Consider the following 14,152-nt stretch of genomic DNA (forward strand, 5'->3'; position numbering starts at 1 on the left):
CGGTTCCGCTCAGCGGAACCGTAAACGACTGGAGGACGCCCACCTGGACGGGTTTGGAGTGCGGTTAACCCATGTTGATTGAAGCGGGAGACCAGACGCGCGACCCCTTCACCGGATCGACGCCCGCACAGCCGAGCCGCTTCGGTATACGGCACACCCGTCGAAACGGCGAGAATCGTCTTCGCCCGACCCACGATGATCGCGGCCGTGTGATGCGACCGGCTCAATCGCTCCAACATGGTGCGTTCTTCTTCGGTCAGGAGACGCAGCGGGTTCTTCTGGACACGAGCCATCCTCATACCCTACACCTATGGCAAGTGACCCACTAGGTTCAAAAATAATTGTTGAGTTCCGATAACCCGCAGAGACTTCGAGAAAGGGTTGAAGCTGTAGTCGTGGGTGAACTTTTCTAAAAAGCTGTCTCTGGATGCAGAACTGGCCACGGTGGGAGTTGAAATAATTGCGCCGACCCGCAAGAAGCAGAAGACACAAGATGGATGACCGCTGCGCTGATACAAGCGGCGCTAGAAATTTGAGCGAACCATCGCTTGGTCGCAGTTCTTCAGCCCCGACTACCAGTCAAAACTCGGCATCAGGGCGTGTAACGCCCGCCAGGACGAGGGCGAAGGGTGGAGCAACAGATCCTGCAGATGATCCAGCCCCAGTCGAAACATGGACACCGCACGGTGTCCATGTTTCTTGCGCTTCACAGGCCCAGATGAATGCCGCAGAGACGCACATGAGCAGGGTTGAGACGCGTTCAGCCTGAGTCAAGCCCGTATCTTCGAGATTGAAGCCTCGGGTTTTCAGGGCGGAGTGCAGGTTTTCTGCCTGCCAGCGCTGAGCGTAGCGGCGGAGATTGACCGAAGCATGGCCTCGATACGCGAAATACAGCACTTCTCCAGCGGCATTCTTGGTGGCACACACTCGCAAAGACACGCCGTAAACGACCAGAGGGCGGTGCCAAGGACGGATTTCACCCACCTGTAGCTTTTTGAAACATGCCCAGACTGGAAAGCTGCCCGTTCCAACGGTCGCCGTGGCTGGCAGACGGATACAAGGGACGATCCTGTGTTGGTTCAAAAATGTGAACCACGACTTGCCAATGAACTCGCGGTCTGCAAGCAGACTGCTGACGGAGCGCTCTGGACAATACTGAAGGAATCGGCTCAGAAGCTCTTCATGCGTCTGTTGGGAACTGCAGCCCCCATGGGGCAACAGCGTCCACATCAGCGGCAGACTGAAGTCGTCCCAGACCGCAGAGAGCAACAGAATGTTGACATCCTGGCTACTCAATTTCCAGTTGGTGCGATCCAGAATGAGATGCAGTTCGCCGTCCGGCAGGAAGGACAGAGCAAAACGCGCAAATAGCTGTTCAGGGAATGCGAAGCGGACAAAGCGGCGCAACCGCTGATACCGCATTTCCAGTGATCCGGGCAACTCGACGTGGGTCTTGAGGGTGTAGACCACCACGCTGCGAGCTTGCACCATGGTGAGAATTAAGGCTGCGAAGACTTTAAGGCGACGGGCATCAACTGGGAAGGTAGATCGCAGCGCAGTCTGCAAGGTCTCGTGTGGGTGTCGGCTCTGGTGTGTCTTCATCGCAGAAACACGCTATGGGAGCCGCTTTTTCATATCCGCAGGAGTTTTGACTGGTAGTCAGCCTTTGGCCATATTCGAATCCATGACGAGCGCAAAGCCCAGAACCTCCTAGACGTGAGTTCGGGTTAAGCGGCGAGCTTCAAAGGTCCTGCTTCAGGGATTAGCGAGGGTTTCTTGGGCTGACGTGAATAGGCAATCAGTCCACAGACGAGGTTGACCATGAAATTGACGGGGCTGCGGTGACGGGAATGCTCGACCTGGCTGATGTTTTTCAGTTGGTCAATGACGGACTCGATGATGGCTCTCTTCCTGAGGAAGAGAGCATCTTCGCTCAACACGGGGACAGCGCACTTCATGTTCTTGCGGAGCCGGGTGTGCAACGCCACTTGGTGCTCCTTCAGGAGCTCAGTGACGAGGGCTTGTGAAATGTACCTGCGATCTGCAAACACCTTCCCAAACAGGGAAAACAGGCCGTGCTGGAAAAAATCCCGCAAGGCTGCGCGGTCATCTCCATTTCCGGGAGTGAGGCCCACCCACAGCAGTTCACCCGTGTCGCCGCACATCAAATGCAGCTTGAAGCCGTAAAACCAGCCCATGGAGGTCTTGCCCAAGGCGGCGTTCTCTTTGAACACCCGGTGGGTGTTCATCCGCTTCAGCCGACAGACTTCCAATTTGGTGGAGTCAACGAAAGAAATCCCGGTACACGCCCCGAAGCTGCGATAGAGGGAGATCACCAGATGCAGCAGCGCCCGTGGCATCAATTCGACGAAACGGGAAGAGGTTAGCGCTTTTGGGAAGTCGGCTCGCCCATGCGTCAGGATTTCCGTCGTGTAGTACGCCTTGAACTGACGGTAGCTCGATTGATGGAAGGCGATGAGGATCGTCATGATTTCGCTGAGGTGCAGTCCAGTGGGACGATTCCGGATGAGGTGGGAGTGCAGGGCCTGCTCTGGGAGAGCAGGTTTGGTGAGCGACACTTGGAAGGGTGGGAGAGCTTGGCAGAAGTCGTCGACGTCGCAAAACAATTCGAGTATGTTCATGGTGGCTCCTGAGTGGGTGTCCAAACCAATCATCTCAGTGAGCCTCAACTCTCGCCAAATGTTCGTCTTTAAGCGTAATACATGGCGATAGTACGCTAATAAGCTTAACCCGAACTCACGTGTACGAAGCAACTTCAGGGCCAGTTGTGCAGGTGAGGGCGTTCCTTTGCCCCGCCACACCTGAACGGCCCAAGGCAACCGGAGTTGACCACAACACAGATACAGCACCACCAGATGGACGCCATGAACACTGTTGAAGGTGTGCATCCAGTCGTCAAGGTCAGCGAACTTGCCACTGTTCTCCAAGCTGGTCAAATCGACCAGCAGGTCGAGGCGAGGTCGCTGATGAGGCCGAAGTCGCCATTCATGCTGTAACAGTTGCAGGGCATGCTGGCGCATGACCCGGCAGAACTGCCGGGTGTTCCACGCGGCGTGATTCAGAAACCGGCTGATCGCTGCCGGTGATTTCACGGTGGCCCGTTCTGGTAAAGGCCGGCCAGAACCATCCAGCAACAGATCGAGGAACACCTCAAACGAGGCTCGATGTTGCGACCTTGAAAAGCACGTGAGGATGTCAGAATACAGGCGTCTGGAGCGCGGTTCTTTTGGGTTCACACCCCACTATGGGGCCAAAAGTGCGTTCCAGACATCGTTTTGAAAACTCGTAAGATGTCAGTGAACCGGGATGCGCTGCGGCCAGAAAATTACGGCAAGGAAGTGACGCTCGTCGCCGCCATTCCGACCAAAGTCGAAAATTACAAAGTTAAGTACATTGCATTTAACATCTAGATAAACTTCGCTTCAACAAGCCTCAAGCGAGCAAGGCGGGCCGTGCCTAACTCTAGATGTTAAATGCAACCTACTTAGTCCCTAACATTGATTCATTCACCGCGAATAGATAGCGTTGTTTTCGGATGGTGTCTACGTGTGGCCCACCACTCCTTGTGGCTATTTCACACGGCGCAGAGTTGATCTGAACATGCTTACGGTGGGATCTACAAACTGTTCTTACTGCGCCTGTGATGCACGTGCCGTAGTTATTTGTTTTTCTCAGCAAAGTAGGATTTGAGAATCGTATCTCAGTTAATTTAGGGCCACTCTACAAGCACGTCTGTAATATCCCGGCCCTTGATAGTTTTCACTGGAATAGTGCCATTGGGTCGTAGTGTGCATACATTCAGGTTGCCTTGACAATAGACCTGCTCCTCACCGCCGCCATTTTTAAGAGTTAGGACTAGAACGTTTATGTTCTGGGAACACTTATTCACAGCATAGAAGTTATTTACACGCCTTAGACAGTCTCTGGCAACACCTTTGAATGCATTTTTGCCGAGATTCCTTACTATGTTTGCGACCATAATGCTGGAAATAGGCTCAGACTTTGAGTATCCAGGATCAATCTGAACTAAGTTCCTCTGCTCCTTGAGCTTGGCACTGATGATTCCAGATGCTGTCTGGCGTGCTTGTGTCTCTAAATCGTAAGAAGCATATATATACACACTGGCGAAGGTGTCAATACCCATTGCCCTATACTGCATGACATGCGTGAGCTCATGCGCAACTAGCTCGGTATCATTTAGTAGATTGCTATTACTAAAGACAATAACGTTATCTAGCGTTATCGCCCCCTCCTGTTTCAGCCAGTCTCTCAAAATTTTGGCGAGAGATAGGCTACCAGGATTGTCGGTCCAGCGCACTTGGTCGAGAATTTCTTTTGGAAAGTACCCTGTTAATTCTTGTTTCAAAGAATCTGGAAGAGGCTTAGTGTTTTTCGCTGCATTTTTTGAGGTTCGAATAGCTAAAGCTAAAGCGTTTCCCGCTGGATTCAAAAAGAACTGAGCAGCATCTTTCGGAAGATTCTTTAGCATCTCAGGGATGGCCTTTGGCTCAGGTTTTGAAAACTTTACTGTCGCTGTTGAAAAGTCGATGCTAATACCTGTAATCTTACTAAGCCAGCTGGCGCTGGCATAGCTTATAAACAAAAGAAGCGACAAGGCGGTAATGAATCTCATTATTTTCATTACAGGTCTCCTTTTACACTATTTCTCTGTTAGTATAAAAAAGCTCACAGGATACAATCAGCGGTTGTTAGGCGAAATATATAAATATAATAGCTTGTACAGTTTTATATAGAATCGAAGTAGCGATCAAGTCAATGACTAGTTTTATAACTCTCTTTACACCTACGGAAGAACATTGTTAGAGGCCTATAAGGGATGCTGAGACGTGGATGTCGCTATGCATATCTGACGAGACTAAGTTCACCCCCTCTCCCAATCGTACACCCTAAACGCGACATCGGGTCATCAAAAAGACTGCCAAATTGGCCTACCGCGAATAGAGACTGCCCATTGGAGAATCAACCGTTGAGGTCGATGAATTTCGTGTTGTGCGCCAGGACATTCAGAGACACTTTTAATGGCAGGCTCAAGTGTGTTTTGACCTGACCCCAGCGCAGTCCTGCACCTACAACCACCGAGAACGCCGACTCCACACATGTTCTGGCCGCCCTATGTTCCGGCTTCCAGCATGGATCAACCCGTTTTGCATTGACCTTTGGAGGTGTCAGGCACGTTCCCGACTGGTAGTCTTTATCTCCGATCTGTTTTGGCCCGCCATAAGCATGCTAATCCCTATTCATTTCGCACAGCACGCTGAAATCGTGCTCATTCGCAGGACGAATCTCGGATTTAACGATCTTGCCGTTCAGCGCACTCCAAGCGTGCAATTTGAAGCCATAGACCGGCCCAGCCGTGCTGAATCCATAACGAGCGCCACGAAATTCGCATCGTGGCGCTCGCTTGAAGGTCGAGACAGGAAGCGGCTCCGAATCCACAGCGACGAAGTCCAGTGTCTGGACTTCGGTAGCCAGCTACTCGAAGACAGGGGTCAATCGCGCGAGCCGGATTCGGGCTTGCGGTTCAGAGGGGAAGTGCGGAAAGTGGTTCGGCTTCAGAAATTGCCACCGCCGGCTGAAATAGAGCACCTTGTGCAGTTTTTGAAGCAGTGCGACGGCCACGAGGTCAGCGTCCGAAATGTTTTCGTGTGGATGGAGCAGTTTCGGTGGAATGTGGGGTGCGATCCAGTGACTGAGGAGGGTAACAGCGGTGGAAAGCGATTGTAAAGTGAGGTCGGGACGGCCCATAGTACCGTCCCTTTCGCATGTTTTGCGCTACAGATCAACCCCTACTCGCGGTTATTCATCAAAACATAGAAGATTTTCGAACGTTATGCCTACTGGATGAGGAACTCTAGTGGGTCACTTGGTGAAGGTGTAAGGTTTGAATATGCCTCGTCGCCAGAAAAACCCGCTGCGTCCCCTGACGGATCAAGAGCGTCTGGAATTAGAGCGATTAAGCCGATCGCATCACGGTGCCGTGGTGGTGGTCGGGCGTGCCAAGGTGTTACTCGGCGTTGCCGCTGGTCTGCCCTACACCCAGGCGGCGCAAGAGGCGGGTCGAACCTCAGGGGATGGCGTGGCTCACTTGGTCGCGCGATTCAACCAACACGGTCTCAACGCACTGGCCACACGTCCAAGTCGGCGTCCTCCCCGTACTTACGGTTCCGCTGAGCGGAACCGGATTCTCGACACCGCCCGTCGTCCGCCAGATCGAGAACAGGACGGGACAGCGACTTGGTCGCTCTCGACACTGCAACGGGTCCTGCGCCGTGAGCCCGGCTTTGAGCAGCTCAGCACGTACACGATCTTGGGTGTGTTACGCGAGGCCGGCCTGACGTGGCAGCGAGACCGGACGTGGTGCGAGACGGGAGTGGCGCAGCGACAACGTAAGAGTGGCGTGGTGAAGGTGACTGACCCCAATGCTGAGGCGAAAAAAAGCTGATTGAACGTGCCTACCTCGAAGCTGAACAAGGTGGAATAGCGGTGTGGACGGAAGACGAAGCTGGCCCCTATCAGGCCATTCCCCACCTGGGATCCAGTTGGCAACCGCAAGGCGAACCTGCTCGTCAGTCTCACGAATACATTCGAGCGGGCACTGCTAAGTTGTTGACCCTCTTCCACCCCGCCAGCGGAGCAGTCCGCGTTCAAGGCGTCACGAGCTGCACGAATGCTGTGCTGCATCCCTGGATGCAGCAGACCCTGACCGACATCTTGGCGAGTCTGCCAGAGGCAAAGGTAGTGCCACCGGCAGAGAACCGAGCCATTTGGGAGCGTTGGCAGGAAGGACTGAGTGTGAAATGGACGCTGCAGGAGAAGTTGCCCCCCCTGCGGATGTTGCTCGTGTTGGACAATCTGAGTGGACACAAGACCCCGAAACTGGTGCACTGGTTGATGGCACAGGGCATCATGCCGCTCTATACGCCTATTGCAGGCAGTTGGTTGAACATGGCCGAGTCCATTCAGCGCATCCTCGTCCGCCGCGCGCTCGCAGGTCAGTCTCCCACCAATCCAACACAACTCATTGAGTGGTTGGAAGCCACAGCACGAGGATGGAATCAGCACCCGACACCCTTTATCTGGGGAGGCAAGCGACGAGCCCGCCGTCAGCGGGCTCAGACACAACGACATTCTCTGGGTGGGTCTGGTGCTTACACTCTACAGGTCATCCACTGAATCCTCATGCCTTGACCAAGTGACCCAATAGTTGATTTTGCCGTCGATGACCAGTTGTACGGCTTCGCGGCCACCGTCGATCGACAGCACCAGCACGTCTTTGCCAGGTTTCTTGCCAGCGGCTTCCAGCGCGGCGATCGCCCCGATGGCCATTTCGTCGTTGTGGGCGTACACCACGTTCACGTCGGGGTGGGCCTGCAGCAGGGTTTCCATCACCTGGCGGCCCTTGTCGCGGGCAAAGTCGCCGGTCTGAGAAGCGATGATCTTCATGCCGGGCTGCCCCTTGATGGCGTTCACGAATCCTGTGCGGCGGTCATTGGCTGGAGAAGACCCGGTCGTGCCTTCCAGCTGGATGATCTTGGCCTTGCCTTTGGTGGCCTTGACCAGCCATTCGCCCACGCGCTGGCCCTCCTTGACGAAATCCGAGCCGATAAAGGTGACGTAATCGGTGCCTGCCTTGGCAAGCTTCTGATCGACGTTGCGGTCGAGCAAGATCACGGGGATTCCGGCGGCCCGCGCTTTTTTCACTGCGGCGGCCAGCGGTTTTTCTTCCCGGGGTGCCAGAAAGATCATATCCACGCGCTGGGCGATCATGCTGTCCACGTCGCTGACCTGCTTGGCTGCCGAGCCTGCCGCGTCGGTGTAGACCAGCTGGTAGCCGAGGCGCTTGGCCTCGTCCTGCATGCTCTTGGTCTGGGCCAGGCGCCAAGGATTGTTGCTTTCGGTCTGGGCGAAGCCGACCTTGTAGGTGGCTTTCTGGGCCAGCTTCGGCAGCCCCTGGGCCACGGCAAATACAGTGAGTCCGGCGGCGGCGGTCGCGAGTACGGCGGTCAGGGCGCGCTTCTGTTTCATGGCTCCATCCTTGTCGTCCTGGGCAGGACGGGTGAGGGCGTTCCCAGCTCCCGCCGCTGTGGGCCGGAAGTCTGGTCAAGAAGACGGAAGTCAGCACTGCATGCTGCCCGAACTGGGCAACACCTGACTACACCTTATGAAACGTGGATGTATCTTTATTTACCCCCAATTCTCGCGGTTTGTCAAGCGGCTGCCTTGCACTGACCACCCCATTACTTTCGTCATTGTTGCTCACTCAACAGACTTCATTGCTGTATAACAGCTCAACCAGATCGTTTTGGCCTGTTTGTCAGAAGTTGAAACTTTCATTGCTTTCATTCTTGAGCAGCGTCATCCGGGAGTGTGGAGAGGTGTTTGAAGACAGCCGTTACGTTGGACATGGCCCCCCGGCTCAGCCCACAGGAGGCCGCAGATGAGGCAGCGCCACATCGAGATTCTTTCGCTGCTGCACCACAAAGAGCGGGTCAGCGTCTCCGAATTGGCGGTGGTGCTGGGCACGTCGGAGGTCACCATTCGTACCGATCTGGCGGAACTGGAAGACCAGAGTTTGTTGCGGCGCGTACGCGGTGGGGCGACCCGGCCCCTGCTGCCCTACCCCGAAACGCCGCTGGAAGAATCGCGCAAGCACCACGCCGAGGCCAAACGCCGGATCGGGCAGGCGGCGGCGGCCCTGATCCAGAACAACGACACCGTGTTTCTGGACGTGGGCAGCACCACCACCGAAATTGCCCGCCACCTGCCGCTGACCCTGACGGGCGTCACGGTGATCACTAACGGCCTGAACATCGCGCTGGAACTCGAACGCCTGCCGAACGTGCATGTCGTGGTCACGGGCGGCAGCCTGCGGCGGCTTCAGCACTCGCTGGTCAGTCCCTACGGGCTGGATATGCTCTCGCGCTTTCGGCCCGACAAACTGTTCCTCGGCTGCAACGGCGTCGACGCCGTGCAGGGCGTGACCAACAGCAATCACGAAGAGACCGAAGTCAAGGTGCGAATGGTGCAGTTTGCCCGCGAAACCGTCGTGGTGGCCGATCACAGCAAGCTGGGGCAGGTGGCCGCCGCCTTCATCATGCCCACCGCCGACGTGCAGACCCTGATCACCGATCACCGCAGCAAGCCGGAGCAGGTGCAGCCTCTGCGCGATCTGGGACTGCGCATTCTGATGGTGTAGGGCGCTCAGGCGTCAGCGGGCCGTGAGATTGGAGAATCCCAGGGCATACTGGCGCACCACCCGCACCTGCTGGCTGGCCCCTGGAGCAGGCAGGGTTTCGAGCTGTGCCAGCACCAGATCGGCCCGGTAAATTTTGCCCAGTCCGCCCTCCATGCCGCGCCGGAACACCTGAAAGACCACCGTTCGCGCCTCGCCGGGTTGCAGTTGCAGGTCGGTGGCCGCCTGCCGCGCCTCCAGCACGCCTATGCCGGAGGCGCTGGTGTCGTGGGTGCCCGCCGTGCCCCAGAAGTAGCGGTGGCCCAACTCGTCGGTGACGGTGCCGGTGGTGCCCACGTAGGCCAGAATCAGCGGGTTTTTGGTGGTGTTGGTCAGTTCTACGCTGATTCTGAGCAGGTGGTCACGGCGGTTGGCCGATACGCTGGCGCTGAGGTCGGTGACTCTGGCCGTAAATGGTCCGAGATTTTGCACGGCGGCCTGTTCGGTTCCGGGAGGCGTGACCTGTAACCTGCGGAATTGCAGCGTATACGGCGCACCCAGCGTCAGCTGTCCGGCGGCGGTGGGCTGAAGCTCGCGCAGCACCAGATCGAGGCCAAAGGTGCTGCCGATCCGGTCGCCCGCGCCGGGCCGCCACAGAAATTCCAGCCGCAGGTCACTGCCCGCACCGGGAGCCACTACGAAAGAGGGATCGCTGCTGCGCTCGGTGACGGTGCCGATGCCGCGAACCCCGGCGTCGCTGCCGATCACGTAGCGGTGGCCCTGGTCGTCGGTGGCGAGGGCCGACCCGCGCACCAGTCCCAGGATCAGGGGCCGCGCCGCCTTGTTCTCTATTCGCAGGCTGACCGCCAGAAACCGGTTGGCTCCGACCGAGCTGGCCCGCACGTCCGTTACCCTGGCCCGGAATGGGCCGACCTCGGCGGTGGGCGATGACTGCGCCGTTGTTTGCGCCGCTGCCTCTACTCCCCAGACGTTCGGCAGCCCCCAGCCGACCAAGAGCGCGAGGATCAGCCGCCACACCAGCCCCCCCTTCCACTTGCCCATATCGTCCTCCAGCAGCGCCGATTCAGTTCGGCTGGACTGTGGGGCACAGGCAGCTGAAGCGCGGCGACTGGGAAGCGAGTGGAACGGGAAGATGACCGCAGGCAGCCTGCCGGAGCCTCACCCCAAAAGTATATGGGGGAGCGGAGGCGCTGAGAAAGGGGCGGCGCATTGTCCGCAGCGCGGCCCAGGCTGCACAATGAATCATGATTCCTGCGGTGAGTGCAGAGCTGCTGCCTGATCGTCCAGCCCGCCGTCCACAGGCCCGAATCCTGTGGGCCGCGCTGCTTGTGGTTCTGCTGCCCGGAGCCGCCGCCCGTCAGTCCAGCTCAGCGGTGGCCACTCTGCCCGTTCCCACCGGAGCAGCTCTGCGCGGCCCGGTGCGCGAATTGGCGCTGGCGGCTGCCCCGGACGGCTCGCTGGTGCTGGCCCTGATGTCCGATTCGGGCACGTTCAACAGCGGGCGCGGCCTGTTCACGGCCCGTCGCCTGACCGCCTGGCGGGCCGAGAGCACCGACGACGACGGTGCCCCGGCGTGGCAACCCCTCGGCGGATCACTGAATTACGATGATCCCCGGCCCATTTCCAGCCTGAATCTGGCCCTCGACGGGGGCGGCGCACCTGTCCTGGTCTGGAACGAAAACTACGGCGATAACGATGTGGTGGTGTTCCGGGCCTACCAGAACGGAGCGTGGACGAGCTGGCAACCACGCTATCTGGGCGACGACCTGCCCTACGCGGCCCGCACCCGCGCCGTGGCCGCCCGGAACGGGGAGCCGGTGCTGGCGTGGGGCGAGTGGCTCCGCAAGCCGTACGGCAGCCGCCTGACCGTCAGGAGCTGGGACGAGGCGGCCAGAACGTGGACCCGCAGCCCCGCCTTCAACGATGTCAGCGCCTTTTCCAGAACGCCCGCCATCGCCCTGAACGCCGCCGGGCAGCCCACGGTGGCGTGGTTGCAGGGCGAGGTGCTGGAGAGCAATGTGTTCGCGAAACGCTGGACAGGCACGGCGTGGGAAGCCCTGGGCGGCCCGCTGAACCGCCGCCCCAACTCCTACCTCGCCTCCACCCGCATGGTGCTGAATCCGCAGGAGCAACCCGTGGTGGCGTGGCTGGAAGATCAGGACGGCGAGGACGCGTTGTACGTTTCGGAGTGGAACGGAACGGCCTGGACGGCGCTGGGCGGGCGGCTGGGTGAGGCCTCGGCTTCCGCGCCCTCGTTGGCGATAGGCCGGGACGGGCAGCCGGTGGCGGCGTGGGTGGAGGAGCGTGCAGGCGTGGGCCAGGTACATGTGGCCCGCTGGCAGGGCGGCGTCTGGCAGGACCTCGGCAGCGGCAACGAAGGCGCGGTGAATCTGAACCTCAAGCGCGACGCCCGCTCGCCGTCGGTGGCCGTGGACGCCTCGGGCGCGGTGGTGCTGGCGTGGCGGGAGGATGTGGGCGGCGTGTACCGGGCGCAGTTGCGGCGCTTTCGGCCCTGAATTCTGCCGGGGCGGGGGCGGCCCTGGTCCGCACGCTTTTTGGCTTAGCGCCCACAGCACACTGTCCTATTCCTGCCCCGCCGCATCTGCCACAGTAGAGCCGTGAGCACTCTGGTCATCGTGGAAAGCCCGGCCAAGGCCAAAAAGATCGCCAGTTTTCTGGGGGCCGGCTACGTGGTGAAGGCCAGCCTGGGCCATGTGCGCGACCTGCCTGCCAGTAAGGCCGAGTTGCCCGCCAGATACCAGAACGAACCCTGGGCCAATCTGGGCGTGAACCCCGAAACGTTTGTGCCCATCTACGTGGTTCCGTCCAAAAAGGCCGCCACCGTGCGCGACCTGAAGGCGGCGGCGGCCAGGGCAGACCGGGTGCTGTTCGCCTCCGACGCCGACCGGGAAGGTGAGGCGATCAGCTGGCATCTGTCGCGCCTGCTGGGGGTGAAAGACCCGCAGCGCATGACCTTTACCGAGATCACCAAAGCGGCCCTGCTGCGGGCAGTGGCCCATCCGAGGCCGCTGGACCTGCAACTGGTGGCGGCCCAGGAAGCGCGGCGCGTCATCGACCGTCTGGTGGGCTGGGAAGTGTCTCCGCTGCTCTGGAACAGCGTGGGGCGCGGCCTGAGCGCGGGCCGGGTACAGAGTGCGGCCCTGATGCTGCTGGCCGCCCGCGAACTGGCCCGCATGCGCTTCGTGCCCGCCGCCTACTGGCTGATCCGCGCCGACGCCCAGACCTCGCCGCCGTTCGTGGCAACCGTGGTGGCCGTCAAGAGCCGGGAATTTCCGGAAGGCAAGGCGCTCGCCAGAGCCAGCGACTTTACCCCCGATGGAGCGCTGAAACCCGGCGTGGACGTGCTGCAACTGAACGCGGAGCGGGCGGCGGCGTTGGCGGCCCATCTGGATGGCCGGGCGGCCAGCGTGACCCAGGTCGAGCAGAGTGAGGTGCGGGTACGGCCCCCGCCACCGCTGACCACCAGCACCCTGCAACAGGCGGCGGGCCGGGTGGGAATGGGCGCAAAAGCCGCGATGGACACGGCCCAGCGGCTCTATGAGGGCGGCCACATCACCTACCACCGCACCGACAGTCCGGCCCTGAGCGATGAGGCGCTGGACGCGGCCCGAACCGAGGCCGTGCGCCTGTTCGGGGCCGGGGCCGTACCCGAAAGGCCGCGCCAGTACGCCACCCGCAGCGCGGGCGCACAGGAAGCCCACGAAGCCATTCGCCCCGCAGGCCACGGCCCCTGGCATTCTGCCGATGAGCTGGGCCTCGGCGGGCAGGACGCGGCCCTCTACCGCCTGATCTATCAGCGCACGGTGGCCTCACAGATGCACGACGCGCTGTACGACAAGACCAGCGTGACCCTGCACTGCGGCGCGGCCACCCTGACCGCCTCGGGGCGCGTGCTGACGCAGGCCGGATTCACGGCGCTGACGGGCGCAGAGGACGACGCTGCCGATCCGCCCCTGCCCGCCCTGACGGTGGGCCAGACCTTTCCCCTGAAGGCCCGCAAACCCGAAGAGAAGAAGACCAGTGCGCCCACCCGCTACTCGGAGGCCACGCTGGTCAAGGCGATGGAACAGGCCGGAATCGGGCGGCCCAGCACCTACGCACAGACCGTCAATACGCTGCATCTGCGCGGCTACGCGGTGGGTCTGGGCAAACATCTGGCGGTCACGGCCACGGGCCTCCTGGTGGTCGCCTACCTCTCGCGCCACCTGCCCGATGTGCTGGAACGCACCCTGACCGCCACGATGGAAGCTGGGCTGGACGAAATCGCGGGCGGTCAGATCACGCGGGTCGCCTACCTGACGCGCTTCTGGACGAATGGGCTGGCCCCGGCGGTGCAGGGAGCACGGCGGGAAGCGGCAGTTCTGGCCCTGCCCCACCTGCCCGGAGCCAGCCTGATCGCGGGCTTGCAGGGGCCGCGCCTGCGCCTCGCCCTGCCCGATCTGCCTGTGCGGGAGGTGCCCTGGCCGTCCCACGCCCTTCCAGGCGAGATCACCGCAGACGACCTGCCCACGCTGCTGGCAGGCACATTCCAGGCAACGGCTGGAACGGGTCAGGCCAGGACAGGTCAATCTGGGCGGGGTCAGACTGGATCGGCAGCGCCGTCTCAGAAACGGGCGCGGCGCACGGGCAAAGGCGCGGCCAGAGCGGGTGCACCGGCTCCTGAGGGCACGACCGCCAGAACAAAGGCCACCAGAGCGAAGGCCAGCAAGACCACGGCGGCCAGAAGCGCGGCGGCCAAGACAGAAACCCAGCCTGCCAGTACCGGAGCAGGCACGGTCAGGCGGCGGGGCAAGAAATCCGGCATCTGAAGAGGGTTCCAGACTCGCCCACAACTCAGGATTCGCAGCACCTGCGCCCCTGACGCCCGCTTCTGATGACTCAGCGCCGACAGAACGT

General features: G+C 60.1%; 10 protein-coding genes and 2 pseudogenes. 5 read left to right on the forward strand and 7 right to left on the reverse strand.

Annotated features, from left to right (window positions below):
* The 5 genes and pseudogenes from F561_RS27915 to F561_RS27920 all read right to left on the reverse strand — a co-directional run.
* Nucleotides 1-293 (reverse strand): helix-turn-helix domain-containing protein (locus F561_RS27915; RefSeq protein ID WP_245556533.1); only part of this gene is annotated, 293 nt, incomplete at its 3' end.
* A gap of 279 nt (nt 294-572) precedes the next feature.
* Nucleotides 573-1,602, reverse strand: a pseudogene (locus tag F561_RS25550) (IS4 family transposase).
* A 125-nt stretch (nt 1,603-1,727) separates the two neighbouring features.
* Nucleotides 1,728-2,642 (reverse strand): IS982 family transposase, encoded by a 915-nt coding sequence (locus tag F561_RS30520; RefSeq protein WP_019010728.1) that lies wholly within the window; start codon nt 2,640-2,642, stop codon nt 1,728-1,730.
* A 1,088-nt stretch (nt 2,643-3,730) separates the two neighbouring features.
* Complete coding sequence (locus F561_RS27260; protein ID WP_019010731.1) at nt 3,731-4,663, reverse strand: eCIS core domain-containing protein; 933 nt, start codon at nt 4,661-4,663, stop codon at nt 3,731-3,733.
* A gap of 338 nt (nt 4,664-5,001) precedes the next feature.
* Nucleotides 5,002-5,787, reverse strand: a pseudogene (locus tag F561_RS27920) (transposase).
* 142 nt (nt 5,788-5,929) lie between these two features.
* Here F561_RS27920 and F561_RS30340 point away from each other — a divergent pair.
* Together F561_RS30340 and F561_RS25565 are read left to right on the forward strand one after the other, a co-directional pair.
* Complete coding sequence (locus tag F561_RS30340) at nt 5,930-6,484, forward strand: helix-turn-helix domain-containing protein (protein ID WP_026298939.1); 555 nt, start codon at nt 5,930-5,932, stop codon at nt 6,482-6,484.
* A 41-nt stretch (nt 6,485-6,525) separates the two neighbouring features.
* Nucleotides 6,526-7,215, forward strand: coding sequence for a transposase (locus F561_RS25565; protein WP_019010734.1), 690 nt, complete (start codon nt 6,526-6,528; stop codon nt 7,213-7,215).
* On the opposite strand, the gene F561_RS0114770 is transcribed toward F561_RS25565, so the two are convergent.
* A complete protein-coding gene (locus F561_RS0114770) occupies nt 7,198-8,067 on the reverse strand; it encodes an ABC transporter substrate-binding protein (RefSeq protein ID WP_019010735.1) in 870 nt (289 codons plus the stop codon). The two genes, F561_RS25565 and F561_RS0114770, sit on opposite strands and share 18 nt — an antisense overlap.
* Before the next feature lie 412 nt (nt 8,068-8,479).
* Between F561_RS0114770 and F561_RS0114775 the strand changes: the two genes are divergently transcribed.
* Nucleotides 8,480-9,238, forward strand: a complete 759-nt coding sequence (locus F561_RS0114775; protein ID WP_019010736.1) for a DeoR/GlpR family DNA-binding transcription regulator — start codon at nt 8,480-8,482, stop codon at nt 9,236-9,238.
* Between the two features lie 12 nt (nt 9,239-9,250).
* Here F561_RS0114775 and F561_RS0114780 read toward each other — a convergent pair whose 3' ends face one another.
* Nucleotides 9,251-10,276 carry a hypothetical protein gene (locus F561_RS0114780; protein WP_019010737.1) on the reverse strand — a complete coding sequence of 342 codons (1,026 nt, stop codon included), beginning with the start codon at nt 10,274-10,276 and terminating at the stop codon, nt 9,251-9,253.
* Between the two features lie 203 nt (nt 10,277-10,479).
* On the opposite strand from F561_RS0114780, the gene F561_RS0114785 reads away from it, so the two are divergent.
* Both F561_RS0114785 and topA read left to right on the forward strand, forming a co-directional pair.
* Entirely contained in the window at nt 10,480-11,751 is a 1,272-nt protein-coding gene (locus F561_RS0114785) for a hypothetical protein (protein WP_019010738.1), read from the forward strand.
* Between the two features lie 102 nt (nt 11,752-11,853).
* Nucleotides 11,854-14,064 (forward strand): type I DNA topoisomerase, encoded by a 2,211-nt coding sequence (gene topA / locus F561_RS25570; RefSeq protein ID WP_019010739.1) that lies wholly within the window; start codon nt 11,854-11,856, stop codon nt 14,062-14,064.
* Nucleotides 14,065-14,152 lie beyond the last annotated feature (88 nt).

This window comes from Deinococcus aquatilis DSM 23025, from assembly GCF_000378445.1.
GTDB lineage: Bacteria > Deinococcota > Deinococci > Deinococcales > Deinococcaceae > Deinococcus > Deinococcus aquatilis.